Genomic DNA, 14,822 nt, shown 5'->3' on the forward strand with positions numbered 1-14,822 from the left:
GCTCCGTTAGCGGTTGCTGGACATGAATTGTTTGCAGCGCGCCGAAAGCGGGTTTTCGAACACCTGCTGAGGCGATCCTTGCTCTTCTATAAGGCCCTGATGAAGGAACACCACTTCGCTGGAGACCTGACGGGCGAAACCCATTTCGTGGGTCACGAGCAGCATGGTGCGGCCTTCTTCGGCCAATGCGCGGATGACACTAAGTACTTCCTGAACCATTTCCGGGTCAAGCGCCGAGGTGGGTTCGTCGAACAGGATCACCTTCGGTTGCATCGCCAGCGTGCGGGCAATCGCTGCGCGTTGTTGCTGGCCACCGGACAATTGCGCCGGGTACGCGTGGCGCTTGTCGGCGATGCCGACCTTGGCCAGCAGCGCTTCGGCGACTTCGATCGCCTCGGCCTTGCTCTGGCCGAGCACGCGCCGCGGTGCCTCGATGATGTTGTCGAGGATGCTCATGTGCGGCCACAGATTAAAGTTTTGAAACACAAAACCAATCTCGGAGCGCAGGCGGTTGATCTGTTTGCCATCGGCGGCAACCAGTTCGCCATTTTTGGCGGCCTTGAGCTTGAGTTCTTCACCGGCCACCAGAATCTGGCCCTGGTGCGGGTTTTCAAGAAGATTGATGCAGCGCAGGAACGTGGACTTGCCGGAACCGGAGGAACCGAGGATCGAGATCACATCGCCGTCGCGTGCGGTCAGCGAGATACCTTTGAGCACCTCAAGCTGTCCGTAGCGTTTATGCAAGTTGCGGATTTCAAGCGCGGGCGTGGCCTCAGCCATGTGCGTTCCTCATATATGTTGCGCTCCTGCTGTTGGATGGCCTTCCTGGCGAGGCGGCCAAGCTAGCATAGCGTTTCAATGGCAGCCAACAGCGCTACGAGCGGTTAACGGGTGGCATGTGGCAGGTTGTCGCATCGGCACAGCAGACTGTCGCCCCATCAACAACCGAACGGGTGTTTGATCGTGCAAACCCGTGGGTGTCGCGTAAAAAAAGGCGCGATGTTGCCAGCTTTGGCGGGGTGTTGGAAGCGCTATCCGGCCGAACGTTCCTGAATCGCCCTTTTATTGTGCATCCCACACTTTTTCAGTGTGTTTCTGGTGCGCTGTTTCGTTTGAAAAGTGAGTCGCAGGGTAACGCTCTGGCGGATTGCCATTAAATCCAAGGACTTGCGATGACTGTCCGGTCGCGCGCAAAGCCGCGGCACAGAAGAGTTTGAAACATTTTGGCGCAAAACTTGCGTGCAGAATAAGGAACGCCCCGTTGGTTTCTTTTTACGAGAAAGAAAATGCCAGACGGGCCGGACGCAATCGCTTTCCTTGCAAAGGTAGTTTCGATGAGCAGTACCCCAAGCTCCAATGGCCTCGAACAGGGGCTCAAACCGCGTCATGTGACCATGTTGTCGATCGCCGGTGTAATCGGCGCCGGTCTGTTCGTTGGCTCCGGCCACGCCATCGCTGCCGCCGGCCCTGCCGTGCTGCTGGCCTACGCCGCCGCCGGTACCCTGGTGGTTTTAGTGATGCGCATGCTCGGCGAAATGGCCGTTGCCTCGCCGGACACTGGCTCCTTCTCGACGTACGCCGACCGTGCCATCGGGCACTGGGCCGGGTTCACCATCGGCTGGCTGTACTGGTGGTTCTGGGTCTTGGTGATTCCACTGGAAGCCAACGCCGCCGCCACCATCCTCCATGCATGGTTCCCTGATGTCGGCATCTGGGCGTTCGCACTGGTCATCACCCTGTTGTTGACCGTCACCAACCTGTTCAGCGTAAAGAATTACGGCGAGTTCGAATTCTGGTTCGCGCTGATCAAAGTGCTGGCGATCATTGGCTTCATCATCCTCGGTCTGGCGGCGATCTTCGGCTTCCTGCCGAACAGCCAGGTCAGTGGCGTTTCGCACCTGTTCGACAGCGGCGGCTTCCTGCCTAACGGCATGGGCGCGGTATTGGGCGCGATCCTGACCACCATGTTCTCCTTCATGGGGACCGAGATCGTGACCATCGCGGCCGCGGAATCGAAGAATCCGGGCAAGCAGATCTCCAAGGCCACCAATTCGGTGATCTGGCGGATCGGCCTGTTCTACCTCGTATCGATCTTCATCGTTGTGGCCTTGGTGCCTTGGAACGATCCTACGCTGGCCAACCTCGGTTCCTACCAGACCGTGCTTGAGCGCATGGGCATCCCGAACGCGAAAATGATCGTCGACATCGTGGTACTCGTTGCTGTGACCAGCTGCCTGAACTCGGCGCTGTACACCTCGTCGCGCATGCTCTTCTCCCTCGGCAAGCGTGGCGATGCACCGGCCATGTCGACTCGCACCAACAAAAGCGGTACGCCTTACTGGGCGGTGATGCTGTCCACCGGCGCAGCGTTCCTGTGCACCTTCGCCAACTACGTGGCCCCGGCGGCGGTGTTCGAATTCCTGCTGGCCAGCTCCGGCGCGATCGCACTGCTGGTGTACCTGGTGATCGCCTTTTCGCAACTGCGTATGCGTAAACAACGCATGGCGCGCGGCGAGAAAATCGTCTTCAGCATGTGGCTGTTCCCGGGCCTGACCTACGCGGTGATCATCTTCATCGTCGCGGCTCTGACCATCATGTTGTTCCAGGAAGCGCATCGCGTGGAGATCCTCGCGACTGGTTTGCTGAGTTTGATGGTGGTGGCTGCCGGTCTGTTGGTGGCACGCCGTCGCAAGCTGGAAAAACGTGGTGCGGTGGTGTTGAACTGATCCGTTACGCGTAATGCAAAACGGCCGCTGTCAGTGATGACTAGCGGCCGTTTTTGTTTCTGCTAACGGTTTCGAAATATTCTGCGCTTCAGATCCGAATCAGCTTTGCTCTCGCGAGAGCATGAAGTCTGAGCTGCATTTCTCTCCGTCGAACCATTCATCCCAAGTTGGTTGTTTGAGAGATTTAACAGGGTCGCTCTCGAGGTTCGCTGCTGAGTCTTCTGCTTTCGGGATTTGCCCGTCCTCGCGTGAGTCTGCTGTCTTCATCTGACTTCCTTTTCCTGATCGTGCGTGGACGTGAAGCGGAAAAAATTACTCGGACTTGGGTTCGGTGTCTTCAACCGACTTGCCATAAGCATCCAGCGCAACCCCGAAATCGGTGATGAACTGTGGCTCGCTCAGCCAGGCCTGGGCCTCTTCGATCGTTACGCCTTCGGCCCACATGCGGTAGTCGATCAGCATGTCGGCGGCCAGGTGGGTGGCGGCCATGCCTTCGTTGTCGGCGTTTTCCATGTCCAGCAGCTCTGGATGGTCAACGATGACGAACGCCAGTTCGCGCAGCAGGGTCAGCAGCATCTCGTTGCGGCTGACGGCTTCGGCGTCGCGCATTTTGCTGAACATCGCCAGGGTGTATTCCGGGATCGGTTCGGCGAGGTGGTCGAGGTCTTCGTCCTGGTCCAGCGGCTTGCGGCCGACCATACGGATTTGTTTGGCTTTGGCCTTGGCGCGTTTGGCGCGTTTCTGTTGCTTGTTCAGGGATGCCATGGGAACTCAGTTCTTCTGTTGGGTTTGCGCGGCGATCGCGTCGGACGCCGCCACATAGTCGGCCTGGAAGGCCGGGGATTCGATCCATGCCAGCGCGCCGGCCTCGTCGGTTTCCTGCGACCACTGGCGGTACTCGATCAGTGCGGCGAGGATGAAATCCATCGCGCCTTCTTCGCCTTCCTGTTCGTAGACCAGCTCCAGCAGCGGGTCTTCGAGGAACGCGCTGCACAGCGCTTGCTGGCTGATCTTCTCGGCGTCGATCATTTTCTTGAACAGCTCGGTCAGGTCCACCGATTCGAAGTCGATACGATCATCGTTCGGGTCCAGCTCGACCGGCGCTTCGGCGCGTTTGGTGCGGTTCTGTTTGGCCTTGGCTTTGGCCCGGGTGGCGCGTTTTTGCTGCTTGTTGGCGGAGGCCATGATGTGTTCCGTCGTGCGTTGAGAGGGGCTCAGCTGCGCGGCACTTGCCGCCCGGGAGTATCGGGGGCCAGTTCTCCGGTTTGCAGCCAGGTCAGAGCGATGGGCCATAGTGTGGCTTGGTATGCGCTGCGAAAAAAGGCGAAATGTCCGACTTGTTGTTCGTTGATGTCCTGCGGTTCGATGCGCAAGTGGGTTTTTGCAGCGTTACTGAAGTAGTCGAGCAGGCGTTCGATGGCGGGAAGGGTGCCGTAGGGATCGTCGCTGATGCTGATCGCCAGTGTCTGTGCGCGGACGTTGGCGAAGGGCAGGGCGCCGCTCTTTTTCATCAACGCGCGACCACTGGGGCGCTGTTCGTAACGCGCTGCAGGCGTGCTCCAGTCGCGCACTACACCGGCCGGCGTATCCTCCAGCCAGCCAAGACGTTTGCCCGGGAAGTAACCGCAGACCAGCGTCAGCAGTGGCATCAACACATGCCATTTGCCGAACATGCGCCAGCGCTGTTCGGGGGCGTAATCGCGCCAGTAGGCGAACTGCGCACCGACGGTGACCAGCCGTCGGATAAACTTTCCCGACTCACCGAGGCCAGCGGCGCAGCCACCAAAACTGTGGCCGACCACATCGATCGGCTGGCCGGGAAATTGCCGTTGTGCGCGTTTTAGCATCGCCTCGAAATCCAGCGCGCCCCAGTCTGTCCACGAGGCCTCAAGACCTTTCATTGAGTCGGGTCGAGATTCGCCGATTCCACGGTAGTCGAAGATGATCACGTCGAAACCATTGGCGAACAGATACGCCGCGAAACGCGAGTAATGGCGACAGCGCACTGACGTGGCGGCGTTGATGATCACCACCGGGCGCTGAAGGTCGGGCAGGGCATGACGCCAGGTGAAACCGCCAAGGACAAAACCGTCGGCGGCTGTTTCCTTGAAGGCTTCATTTTGCAGCTCGGCGGCCAATAGCGGCTTGCGCTGCAGAGCTGGCAATGGAGGCGTGTCCTGAAAACTCATGGCGCTTGACCTTCGCGGGTAGCTGGCAACAATAGTCTCAGTGCATCCAGCGGACAATCCGCAGCGCTTATTCAGTGGACTCGGTGAGCAAGCGTTCCTCGATCAATGCTTGCTCTCTTTGCAGCTCCGCTCGCAGTTCTTCCACACTTGGCAGCACCGTTTTATAGCTGCTGGCAAACAGTTGCTCACTGCCTTTGAGTATTGAGTAGCGCGCGACGGCCTCGTTGTCCTGTGAACACAGAATGATCCCGACAGTGGGTTTGTCGCCTTCACTGCGCTTGAGTTCGTCGTACATGCGCACGTACATGTCCATCTGTCCGACATCACGCGCACTGAGCTGGCCGCGTTTGAGATCAATGATCACGAAGCATTTGAGCAAGTAGTTGTAAAACACAAGATCGATGTACAGATCCGAGCCATCGGCGCTGATGCGTTGTTGTCGAGCGACAAAGGAAAACCCTTTGCCCAGTTCAAGCAGGAAGCTCTGCAGGTGATCGATGAGCGCTTGCTCAAGTCCGGTTTCGTTGACCTTGCCCGGCGATGGCAGGCCGAGAAACTCGAGAATGACGGGGTCGCGAATGAACTCGCGTGGATGGCAGTTCAGGGCGGCAATGTTGGTTGTGGCTTCGTCGATCACACCGGCCTTGTCCCGGCTCATCAGCAGGCGTTCGTAGTAGAGCGTATTGATCTGGCGATCCAGAGCGCGGCTGGACCAGTTGAGGGTGGCGCACTCATCCATGTACCACTGGCGAGCCTTGTCACTTTCAACCCGCAGGAGCCTGCGATAGTGCGTCCAGCTCAATTCGGGACGCAGTGCGTCTCGAATTGGGAAGGTCTGATAGAAAAGGCGCATCTTGCGCAGGTTGGTCTCATCAAATCCCTTCCCGAATTGAACCGTCAGATCCTTCGCCAGTATGGCCAGCAACTGCTTGCCATACCCCGCTCGCCGGGCGCCGTCCTGTTCAAGCTCAACAATATGCCGGCCAATCTGCCAACAGGTCTGAACCTGAATCGTATCGACCACACGCAGCACTTTTTGCCGTGCCTGACGGATCAGTTCACCAAGATCGCCCAGCAATGAATCGATTTTCGGGTCTTGCAGGTCAGCAGGTTTCAGCTGGCTCATCGAATTTTCCGCATCATTGAAAACAGAAGCGTCAGCATGCCGAGAACCGCTTGCGAAGGATGTCGGCCGAGCCTGCGAAGCCAGCAGGAAGACGGGATGGGTGTTGCAGGAAGTTGCTGGCGAAGAGCGCTTTTGGTGGTTTCGGTCTGTAGTCCATTTCGCACAGGCCCCGAGCGATTAATCACGGGTGCCAGGCGCGGAGGTCGCGGTTGATTGTGCGTACAATCGCGGCCCTCACGCTTTATGGTCAGAAGGATGTTGGAATTGAAAGGGATTTTGCGTTTTGGCTCCGTGGCGAGCCTTGTTGCGCTGTTGGCCGGTTGTGGAACGATGACGGGGCGCTTGAGTGGCGCCTCGCCAGAGCCTTACTACAAGGGTGTCGACGGCAATTTACGCCTGCTCGGCGTGAGGGATGACGACGGCAAGCCAACAGCGGTGATCTGTTATGTCACGATCGTTTGCCCTTTGATAACTGTCGTATCGCTACCGGTAGATGCCGCCGTGGATACCGTTCTGTTGCCCATCGACTACGTCAATACGCTCTGAAACCGCTGACCTGATTATCGTCGTATGCGCTTGCCTTTGGGCTTCTCCGCCGGCTCCTGCACTTTGCGATAAATCCATAGGCCGAACACCCCGGCAGCCAGCAGAAACACGGTTCCTAGGCTTTGCGAGACAAACTCGATCCAGAACCGTCGTGGTTGCACAGCTAGGTAATAGGTGTGCTTGGGGCCACGGTTGGTGGTGGTGATGGCGCCGCTGATCCAGCTGTCGATCAGTATGTAGATCGATGCACACAGGGCGAAGGCAATCAGTACGCCGACGAGCACGGTCAGCCAGAAGGTTGTCCGGCTCTGGCGATACGGCGGCGGATGGGGCAGGGGAATGCGGGTTCTTTTCTGATTCATGAAGTGTTACTGCAAACGTCCTTTTGCGCTCAGGAAACGGCTGGTTCTTGATGTTGCTCAGTCAGGTTTTGCCGTCCGTCAGAGGGTCGCCCGGCGAGGTGTGCGCTTTCGGCAATCACCTTGAGGATCTCGATCACTCCCGGAGTCAGCGCAGTGCCAAGGCAGATGCGCACACCCGTGGTTGCATGCCCGTCGGCGAAGAAGATGCCGTTGCCGGCCACGTGGCAGCCGCGTTCGCTGGCTAAATCCTGCAATGCCGACATGTCGGTGTGTAGCGGCAGTTCAATCCAATGGATGAACCCTCCACGTGGCGGCACGTACACGGTGCCCGCAGGGAAATCCGTGCGCACCAGCGCTTCGACAAAACTGGCCAGCGACGACAGTTGCGAGCGGAGTCTGGCGCAGTGCTCTTCCATGTAGCCGCGCCCGATAAATTCGTTGAGGACATTTTGCGCAAGGCTGGAAACCGCCAGATTGCGCGAAAACATCTGCGCCAGAATGGCATTGCGGTACTTCCCAGCCAGACACCAGCCGACGCGATAACCCGGCGCGATGGTCTTGGAGAACGACGAGCAGTAAATCGTCTGCCCGCTGGTGTCGTAGCTCTTGATGGCGCGGGGGCGATCGCCTTCCGGCACCAGGTCGAAGAAGATGTCGTCCTCGATAATCGGCACGTCCGCTTCGCGTGCGATCTGTGACAGCCGTGCGCGAGTCTCGTCGGGCATGATGAAACCTCGCGGGTTCTGCAGGGTTGGGTTGAGAAAGATCACCGCGACCTTTTTCAGCTTCAACGCTTCTTCGAGGTGATCGACATCGAGACCGAGTTTACCGTGCGTGCGGATGGGCAAGGCACGCATGCCCAGGCGTTCGATGGTCTGCAGGATGCCGTAATAAGTCGGCGTTTCGATAGCGACCGTAGCGCCTTTCGAGGCGACGGCTTCGAGGGCCAGTTCCAAGGCAATGGTGTCGCCCGACGTCACCAGAATATCGTCCGGCCCGCAGACCACGCCACGGGTCAGCATCAGCCCGGCGATGCGTCGTCGCAGTGCCGGCAGACCGGGCGGTGCGACCAGTCCGGTGAGCGAGTTGTCAGCTTTGCCAGCCAATACCGACAGGCACTTGTTGAGCAGCACGTTGGGTGTGAGGTCGCTGTGCAACACCGCTGAATTCAACGACGCGGTGGTGCGCGAGGCCGCTTGGGAGAGCATCGCGACCACCGCATGATTGACGTTGACGGTGACACTGGAGAAGTCAAAACTCCTGGTGGGTTTTGCTTGTCCGGAGGCTGAGACGAAGTAGCCGATGCGCGGTTTGGTCGAAACGTAAGCATCGGCTTCCAGATCCGCCAACGCGCGCTGAACGGTGGTGATGCTGGTTTCAAACATTCGCGCCAGCGTACGGATTGAGGGCAGTTTCGCTTCGGCTGCCCACTCACCGCTGTCGATCTGACGAATAATCCAGTCCTTGACTATCCGCCAGCGTTTGTCCGGTAGATCAAACCTGTCCATAAGTTCTCTGTGATGTTTCGAAACAATTCAGAGAAAGTAGAGCAAAACGATCCCCGTTGCAGCAACTATGACGATGTTGAGCGCAACCAGGCCGAAGGCGAATCGGATCAGGTTGTTTTCTTCATGCCGATTGGCGCCCGCCAGCCCGGTGATCAGCGACAGGATCGACAGCGACCCCAGTGCACCATGCCCGGCGGCACTGTTGACCATCGCGGCCAGCCATGCACCGTGTTCGCTGCTCAGCGCAGCAATGGACGGCATGACGAGGGTGTTGCCGCCGACGTTGGAACCGGTGACATAACCGGCAATCCCAGCCAGCAACGCGATGGTCGGGGCCAGGGAAATCCCGGACAACGATTGCAGTGTGCGCTGTGCTTCGACCAGGAAACCGGCGTTGACCATCACCTGCGAAAGCAGCAGGAACAGGAAAATTGTCGTGACCGGAAACTTCGCCCGGTTGAACAGCGCTCGCCACGGGAAGCCTGCGGCGGCGCTTTGCTTGATTGCCATCAACAGCGTGACGATCAGCAACGCCAGCCCCGGGGAGGCCAATGGCTTCCACGAAACATGCTCGCCTTTGATGATCCACAGCGCATCCCAGCCCGACAGGACGAACAACCCGCGCGACGCAACGATTACCCCCAGCAAGGCCAGATAGGGCCAGGCTGCGTTCGGCCAGCGCACCAGTTTCTTCCGTTGTGCATAAGAGATCCCCAGGCCGACGCAAGCCACTGCCAGACCGGCCAGCACACCGGAGACTTCCGGGCCGATCCACAGGTTGATGGAAAACAGCACCGCGACGAACAGCGCCGTCACCACGATCAGTCCAAGCCACGGCGAAACCTTACGGATGCCACCCTGCCACAGAGCAATCGCCGCCAGGCAGAGGAACACTGGCGCACTGATCAGCGCCGAATGACTACCAAGGGTTTGCGCCGGCAAGTGCGCCAATAGCGCGCCGATCACGGTGGCCAGACCCAGTGTGCCCCACGGCATGATGACCATCCCGGCGAGGGCGATTTTCATCCCCGACTGGCGGGCGAACAGCCCCATCAGCAATGGCACGGTTGCGATCAGCGAAACGCCGAAACCGGTCATCGCTTCAAGCAGCGGTGCGAGGCCCAGCACGATGAAGATGACTTGCGCCGGCGGCGTCCAGCCGAGTTCCTTGACCCAGGCGCCGATGGCCTGCGGCGCACCACCGCGCTCGACCAGGATGACGAAGGCCAGCCCCGGGATGATCACGCACGCCGTGCTGAGAAACAGGATGGTGGTGTCCTGAAAGATGGCCGTGCTGATTGCCGCCGACACAGGCCCGGCTGCGCCCAAGGCCCACAGCACGAGCACCAGCACTACGCCGGCCAGTGCCGCTTGCACTGGCGGTCGGCGGACGATAAGGATCAACGCGATCACCAGCGCGATCGGTGACATTTGCAACAAGAGAGAACTCATACCCGGTTTTCCTTAACTTAATCGTGAGTCTGCCCGCTGTACTCGGTCGCCCGCATGGACGCCCGCTCACAAAAAGTCTGATACCACTCGGTCAGGCGTGCTTGAGCGGAAAAGTCCGAGAGTTGGCGAAAGGCGATCCAGTCGAGCGCGGTCGCCAAGGCAATGTGGCCGAGGGTGATCGGGCCATTGAGGTCGACGTGTTCCTCGATGAAGCGGTAAGCCTCCTTGAGTTTGAACGCCTGGCCGTCGGCGTAGGCCGGATAGCGCAAGGCTTCGGGGCGGCGCTCGACTTCCCAGCGCAGCTTGATGCCGACATCGCACATGCCCTGCGCCAATGCTTGCAGGCGCAGCGCCTTGTAGCGCTCAGGGCCGTTTGCCGGGATGAGTTTTGGCCCGTCACTCAGGTCGTCGAGGTATTCACAGATCACGATGGAATCGAACAGCGCCGTGTCGTCAGGCAGGATCAGCACCGGCACTTTGCCCAACGGATTGGCCTTGTAGATGGTCTCGTTTGGCGACGTCGGGCTGGTCTCGTGGTGGATCACTTCCAGGCTCGACGCGATGCCGAGTTCGTGAGCCAGCACCAGCACCTTGCGGGCGTAGGGTGAATGCGTCTGGTAGAAAAGCTTCATGCTGAAGTCCCTGTCTCAAGGATGGCTGTGGCTGCTCGATGGGCGTCCATGAACAGACGCGAAGGCGCGCCCGCCGAGGTGACGTAGTGGTTGTAGTAGCAAGAACCTTCGGCGAGCGGGCCGAGTACCCAAATGTTGCGCACCGGTTCGCCAGCGCTCGATTTCGGGTGGCACGCGGCGTCGACATCGATGCCGTCGATGCCCGGTTCGTCGGTTCTCGGGCGGATCAGGCCCAGTCGCGCCAGATCACGCACCGGCGCGCAGTCGCTGTTGCTCACGCCGCTACTCTGGACATAACCGGCGACGCGTTTGAAGTCGTTGATCGCAGGACGTGAGCCGGGCTTGAGGAATGTCAGCAGGCCGGCGTCACACAGGGCGAGCAGGTCGGCGTGGCGCTCTTTTTGCGGGCCCGCAACGAGGCGGTTGATTGCCTTGTGCCAACGGCCATAGAACTGCCGATGCGACGCGTCGGTCAGCCCGTCGAAATCGACGGCCTCACGCAGGCGGTCACGCAGATCGCGCCAGACTTCGATGGCGGCTTTGATCGCCGATCCTCCGCGCCCCAGGCGCGACTCGTGCAAATCGGCTTCGAGGGTGTCGTAGATCCAGGCGTGATAGTTGTAGGGCTGCACGTCGTCGGGCAGTGCATGCCAGATCAGCGCCTGCGGATCGATCGCACCACCAGTCGCCTCGTAATCGCGTAGTAACGCTTCACAGGCGACAACACCGGGTTCGCCAGCAACGCTAACGGCCCTGAGTCGCTCCAGCACCTGCTCTGGCGCTGATGGGCTGTGCACGACGGCGACGGCCGCCGCACGCATCTCCAGCAGCATCAGCGGCAGGATGTCCTGTTCGAAGTCCAACTGTCGGTTATTGCTGCTTGCCCGCAGGGATTCGATGCGCGCACTCGTCAGCAGTACGGCGCGATGGCGCGGGCATTCAATCAGGCCGTTAGGTCGGGTGCGAAACGGCAACCCGTCCCGCGACTGGATAAAGATCACCGGTTCCTGGCCCGAAGGCTGATAGGCGTGACTGCCGTCGGCCATGCGCTTGTAGCGACCGCCCCTGCCGGAGGTCAGCGCCGCCAGGGTGTCCATCGCACCTAGCCCAAGCCCTTCGACCAGCACGGTTTCGCCGGGCTCGATGGTGGCGAGGCTGCCGGGCAGCGGATAGACATCATCAACGCGGTTGCGATCCGCCGAGCGCAGGCGACCGGTATGGCCGACCGTCAGAATCAGCCGATCCACGGTGACCGCAGCCCCCGAAGCGGTCTGCAGCAGGTATTGCTGACCCGCGTTGCGCTCGACCGCGGTGACGGCCTGCTGATGCAGGTTCACGCTCACCCAGTGCGGTGCCGTCGCGAGGATTTGCGCGAAGGCGTCCGCCAGATAGGCGCCGAGCAAATGGCGCGGCAGAAAGTCCTGCGGCTCAACGTCACGGCCGTCGGCGGCAAGCAATCCGCTGTCCGCGTCGACCTTGATGCGCTGCTCGTGGCACCACGTCAGGAAATCTGCGCCCGGCCGTTCCCGCGCATCCGCCAGGTTTCCGAATGCCGCTGCGTCGGGGAAAACCCCGAGTTGACCGGCAACGGTGTTGAGCAGCAGATAGTCCGGTTGATCCGGCCAATGCGCGCCGCTTCCGAGCACATTCGGATCGAAAATATCGATGACGACTGGCTGCTCTGGGCGCGTTTCAGCAAGGCTCAGCAGGCGTTCGAAAATCGACAGCCCGCGTGAGCCGCAGCCCACCAGGCCGATGTGCAGAGGCGCCTTCACCATCTGCGCTCCTCCCCGAAGAAGGAGGGGATGGCGACCGCCGAACCGTCCTTGACCGCGATGTCGTGGATCATCCGGCCAATTGCCAGATCGAGGATGCCCATGCCGAACGGCGAATAAATCAGCGGCTTGTCCGTGGCAACCTGCAGGTCACCGCGAATCAATTGCCCGACGGTGCCGGTAACGAAATCACGATGACCGTACTTTTGCTCGGCCAGATGAGGTGAGGTATTGGCTTTCAAGCAATGGGTCACGTCGTCGAAGTAGTTGTAACTTTCTTCGATGATCTCTGCGCCGATATCCCGTAGCGAGATGTTCAGCACGATCTGCCCCGGGCGGAAAGTGCCGCTGCCGTTGACGTAGGGTTCGCCGGCACTGGTGGCGAACACCACGATGTCGGCGCTCAGTGCCTCGTCCAGCGACAACAGCTGTACATCCGGCACCCCGAGCTGTTTGCCGAAGGACGACAGCGCTTGCGCTGACTCTGCGTTGAGGTCGTGAATGCCCACGCTGTCGAACGACCAGTCATCGGCGATGAACGTCTCAAGGATGTTCCGCGAAATCACCCCGCCGCCAATGATCGAGAGTTTCTGTGCGCTCTTGCTCTGGCCATTCAGCCACCAGGCACCGAGCACCGCCGACGCTGCGGTGCGCACGGCACTGATCAGCGCGCCTTCAAGCAGCGCATAGGGATAGCCGGTGTCAGGATCGTTGAGGATCAGCACCGCCGAAGCACGCGGGATGCCCGACTTGATGTTGTCTGGATAGCTGGCAATCCACTTGATCCCGGAGACGGACTGATCGCCCTCGCTGTCGACGATCGCCGCCGGCAAGGCAATGATCCGGTTCGCCGGTTGCGCCGGAAAACGCAGGAAGTAGCTATCCGGGTTAACGGTTTCGCCGCGCTCGTGGGTCAGGTAGGTCTGGGCGACCATGTCGATGGTTGCGTGACGCAGCCCGTTGAGGATGTCCTTGACGACGGCGCCTGGGATGACATGGAACGGTTGAATCGGGTTCTGTGTGGTCATGGGGATTACGCCGAGAGTGCCAGAGCGATTTCTGGGAAGAGTGATTGCAAAGCGCTTGCGCCGATCCGCTGGGTGACCCAGTCATCGGAGTAGATGGTTTCGAGGTAGCGCTCACCCATGTCGGGGGAGATCGCCACGACGACATCGTCAGGACGGATGTGCGGCGCCCATTGCTGGATGCCCGCCAGGACAGTGCCGGTGGAGCCACCAAAAAGCAGGCCGTAGCGTTGCGCCAGCCAGCGGCAGACCTTGATCGTCTGTTCCTCGGCGATCGATACGAAGTCGTGAATCCCCGACGGCTCGAAGATCTCTGGCAGACGGCTGGTACCCAGCCCCGGGATATGCCGCGTACCGCCCGGCAGACCGAAGGTCACCGAGCCGACCGTATCGACGGCAATCACTTTGGTGTGCGGATGGTGTTCGGCGAAGTAGTTCTTGCAGCCCATCAAAGTACCGGTAGTACCGGCGCCGACGAACAAGTAGTCCACGTGTGGAAATTTATGGGCGATGGACTTTGCGGTAGCTTGATAGTGAGCGAGGGGGTTGGTCGGGTTTTTGTATTGATTGAGCCAGATGTAGTCGGCGTTCTCTGCGACCAGTTGCTCGATCAAACGGATACGCGAATTCAGGTAGCCGCCGTTTTCGTCACGCTGATCGACCATGATCATTTCGGCACCCATTGCCTGCATGAGTTTTCTGTTCGGCGCAGAAATGTTCGGGTCGATCACACAGACAAACTTGTAACCCTTGGCGGCGCAGACCATGGCCAGCGCGACCCCCAGATTCCCCGAGGAAGATTCGACCAGGCGAGTCTTATGGTGAATCCGGCCCTGGTTTTCCAGATCCGTGATCAGGGCATGTGCGGTTTTGAGCTTGATCGATCCGGCAGGATTCAGTCCTTCGATTTTCAGCTGAATCGTTGCGCTGCACAGATCGCCAATCTGCACATAACTGTCTTCATTGATAAGTTGCTTGATCATACGTCGTCCGTTTCGCTCTTTTGCCGGGCGCACAGGGGCGCCAGCATTCATCCTGGAATGTTTGAAAAGCAGTAAATGCAGTTCGCCTGTTGGGTTTGTTTTTAGATTTTTTAGCTGGACAGGAAGTGACCTTGCGGTGGACGCCGATCTATTCAAAAAATCAGGTTTTGCGCTCTGAGGGCTTCAGGGGCCCAGAGTGTTGCGGGGCGCAAAGTAGAGCCAGTCGTTGGCTCGCCAAGGCTTGGAGGAATACTGGCGAATTTTCCTACATGGGGAGAGATACAGATTTTGGGTATTTTTCAGTACAGGCGGGTTTGAGGTGTATCGAGAGGAGGGCGTTGCGGGGCGGACAGATAGGCGTGATCAAATCGCAGGCATAAAAAAACCCTGAATCTTGCGATTCAGGGTTTTCGGTATTTGGTGCCCAGAGACGGAATCGAACCGCCGACACGGGGATTTTCAATCCCCTGCTCTACCGACTGAGCTATCTGGGCAACG

At 59.5% G+C, this 14,822-nt stretch carries 14 protein-coding genes and 1 tRNA gene; 2 read left to right on the forward strand and 13 right to left on the reverse strand.

All coding sequences use genetic code 11. From position 1 onward, the window contains the following. Positions 1-6 precede the first annotated feature (6 nt). Positions 7-780 (reverse strand): ABC transporter ATP-binding protein, encoded by a 774-nt coding sequence (locus LOY43_RS01500; RefSeq protein WP_007909167.1) that lies wholly within the window; start codon positions 778-780, stop codon positions 7-9. Between the two features lie 554 nt (positions 781-1,334). Between LOY43_RS01500 and gabP the strand changes: the two genes are divergently transcribed. Beyond that, positions 1,335-2,726, forward strand: coding sequence for a GABA permease (gene gabP, locus LOY43_RS01505; protein ID WP_160054943.1), 1,392 nt, complete (start codon positions 1,335-1,337; stop codon positions 2,724-2,726). Between the two features lie 312 nt (positions 2,727-3,038). On the opposite strand, the gene LOY43_RS01510 is transcribed toward gabP, so the two are convergent. The 4 genes from LOY43_RS01510 to LOY43_RS01525 form a co-directional block, all read right to left on the reverse strand. Next, a complete protein-coding gene (locus LOY43_RS01510; protein WP_095125292.1) occupies positions 3,039-3,491 on the reverse strand; it encodes a hypothetical protein in 453 nt (150 codons plus the stop codon). Between the two features lie 6 nt (positions 3,492-3,497). Beyond that, a complete protein-coding gene (locus LOY43_RS01515; RefSeq protein ID WP_016986326.1) occupies positions 3,498-3,911 on the reverse strand; it encodes a hypothetical protein in 414 nt (137 codons plus the stop codon). A 29-nt stretch (positions 3,912-3,940) separates the two neighbouring features. Next, on the reverse strand, positions 3,941-4,915 hold the full coding sequence (locus LOY43_RS01520) for an alpha/beta fold hydrolase (protein ID WP_220557343.1): 975 nt from the start codon (positions 4,913-4,915) through the stop codon (positions 3,941-3,943). Positions 4,916-4,982: 67 nt separating this feature from the next. Then, entirely contained in the window at positions 4,983-6,041 is a 1,059-nt protein-coding gene (locus tag LOY43_RS01525; protein WP_258709102.1) for a YhcG family protein, read from the reverse strand. A gap of 255 nt (positions 6,042-6,296) precedes the next feature. Between LOY43_RS01525 and LOY43_RS01530 the strand changes: the two genes are divergently transcribed. Then, positions 6,297-6,587 carry a YceK/YidQ family lipoprotein gene (locus LOY43_RS01530; protein WP_176471275.1) on the forward strand — a complete coding sequence of 97 codons (291 nt, stop codon included), beginning with the start codon at positions 6,297-6,299 and terminating at the stop codon, positions 6,585-6,587. Between the two features lie 14 nt (positions 6,588-6,601). Here LOY43_RS01530 and LOY43_RS01535 read toward each other — a convergent pair whose 3' ends face one another. From LOY43_RS01535 to LOY43_RS01565, 8 genes are all read right to left on the reverse strand, one after another. After that, the gene (locus tag LOY43_RS01535) at positions 6,602-6,949 is read right to left on the reverse strand and encodes a hypothetical protein (protein ID WP_095047154.1); all 348 of its coding nucleotides are present in this window, start codon (positions 6,947-6,949) and stop codon (positions 6,602-6,604) included. A gap of 29 nt (positions 6,950-6,978) precedes the next feature. Further along, positions 6,979-8,457: a PLP-dependent aminotransferase family protein gene (locus LOY43_RS01540; protein ID WP_258709103.1), complete on the reverse strand. Its 1,479-nt coding sequence runs from the start codon at positions 8,455-8,457 to the stop codon at positions 6,979-6,981. A 27-nt stretch (positions 8,458-8,484) separates the two neighbouring features. Next, positions 8,485-9,909, reverse strand: coding sequence for an L-lactate permease (locus tag LOY43_RS01545; protein WP_258709104.1), 1,425 nt, complete (start codon positions 9,907-9,909; stop codon positions 8,485-8,487). Between the two features lie 17 nt (positions 9,910-9,926). Continuing rightward, complete coding sequence (locus LOY43_RS01550) at positions 9,927-10,541, reverse strand: glutathione S-transferase family protein (RefSeq protein WP_034153023.1); 615 nt, start codon at positions 10,539-10,541, stop codon at positions 9,927-9,929. Continuing rightward, a complete protein-coding gene (locus LOY43_RS01555) occupies positions 10,538-12,319 on the reverse strand; it encodes an FAD/NAD(P)-binding protein (protein ID WP_095125297.1) in 1,782 nt (593 codons plus the stop codon). Before LOY43_RS01555 ends, LOY43_RS01550 begins: the two co-directional genes overlap by 4 nt. Beyond that, entirely contained in the window at positions 12,313-13,344 is a 1,032-nt protein-coding gene (gene sbnB / locus LOY43_RS28700; RefSeq protein WP_309475308.1) for a 2,3-diaminopropionate biosynthesis protein SbnB, read from the reverse strand. The genes LOY43_RS01555 and sbnB overlap by 7 nt, the downstream gene beginning before the upstream one ends. Positions 13,345-13,349: 5 nt before the next feature. Beyond that, positions 13,350-14,324: a 2,3-diaminopropionate biosynthesis protein SbnA gene (sbnA, locus tag LOY43_RS28705; RefSeq protein WP_309475309.1), complete on the reverse strand. Its 975-nt coding sequence runs from the start codon at positions 14,322-14,324 to the stop codon at positions 13,350-13,352. Between the two features lie 418 nt (positions 14,325-14,742). Further along, a tRNA-Phe gene (locus LOY43_RS01565) sits at positions 14,743-14,818 on the reverse strand. Between the last annotated feature and the right edge of the window lie 4 nt (positions 14,819-14,822).

The sequence above is a fragment of the Pseudomonas sp. B21-041 genome, assembly GCF_024748675.1.
In the GTDB taxonomy this organism is placed as follows: domain Bacteria; phylum Pseudomonadota; class Gammaproteobacteria; order Pseudomonadales; family Pseudomonadaceae; genus Aquipseudomonas; species Aquipseudomonas neuropathica.

Coding starts and splice junctions, on each gene's coding strand:
- LOY43_RS01500 (WP_007909167.1), bottom strand. CDS start 780: ATGGCTGAGGCCACGCCCGCGCTTGAAATCCGCAACTTGCATAAACGC.
- gabP (WP_160054943.1), top strand. CDS start 1,335: ATGAGCAGTACCCCAAGCTCCAATGGCCTCGAACAGGGGCTCAAACCG.
- LOY43_RS01510 (WP_095125292.1), bottom strand. CDS start 3,491: ATGGCATCCCTGAACAAGCAACAGAAACGCGCCAAACGCGCCAAGGCC.
- LOY43_RS01515 (WP_016986326.1), bottom strand. CDS start 3,911: ATGGCCTCCGCCAACAAGCAGCAAAAACGCGCCACCCGGGCCAAAGCC.
- LOY43_RS01520 (WP_220557343.1), bottom strand. CDS start 4,915: ATGAGTTTTCAGGACACGCCTCCATTGCCAGCTCTGCAGCGCAAGCCG.
- LOY43_RS01525 (WP_258709102.1), bottom strand. CDS start 6,041: ATGAGCCAGCTGAAACCTGCTGACCTGCAAGACCCGAAAATCGATTCA.
- LOY43_RS01530 (WP_176471275.1), top strand. CDS start 6,297: ATGTTGGAATTGAAAGGGATTTTGCGTTTTGGCTCCGTGGCGAGCCTT.
- LOY43_RS01535 (WP_095047154.1), bottom strand. CDS start 6,949: ATGAATCAGAAAAGAACCCGCATTCCCCTGCCCCATCCGCCGCCGTAT.
- LOY43_RS01540 (WP_258709103.1), bottom strand. CDS start 8,457: ATGGACAGGTTTGATCTACCGGACAAACGCTGGCGGATAGTCAAGGAC.
- LOY43_RS01545 (WP_258709104.1), bottom strand. CDS start 9,909: ATGAGTTCTCTCTTGTTGCAAATGTCACCGATCGCGCTGGTGATCGCG.
- LOY43_RS01550 (WP_034153023.1), bottom strand. CDS start 10,541: ATGAAGCTTTTCTACCAGACGCATTCACCCTACGCCCGCAAGGTGCTG.
- LOY43_RS01555 (WP_095125297.1), bottom strand. CDS start 12,319: ATGGTGAAGGCGCCTCTGCACATCGGCCTGGTGGGCTGCGGCTCACGC.
- sbnB (WP_309475308.1), bottom strand. CDS start 13,344: ATGACCACACAGAACCCGATTCAACCGTTCCATGTCATCCCAGGCGCC.
- sbnA (WP_309475309.1), bottom strand. CDS start 14,324: ATGATCAAGCAACTTATCAATGAAGACAGTTATGTGCAGATTGGCGAT.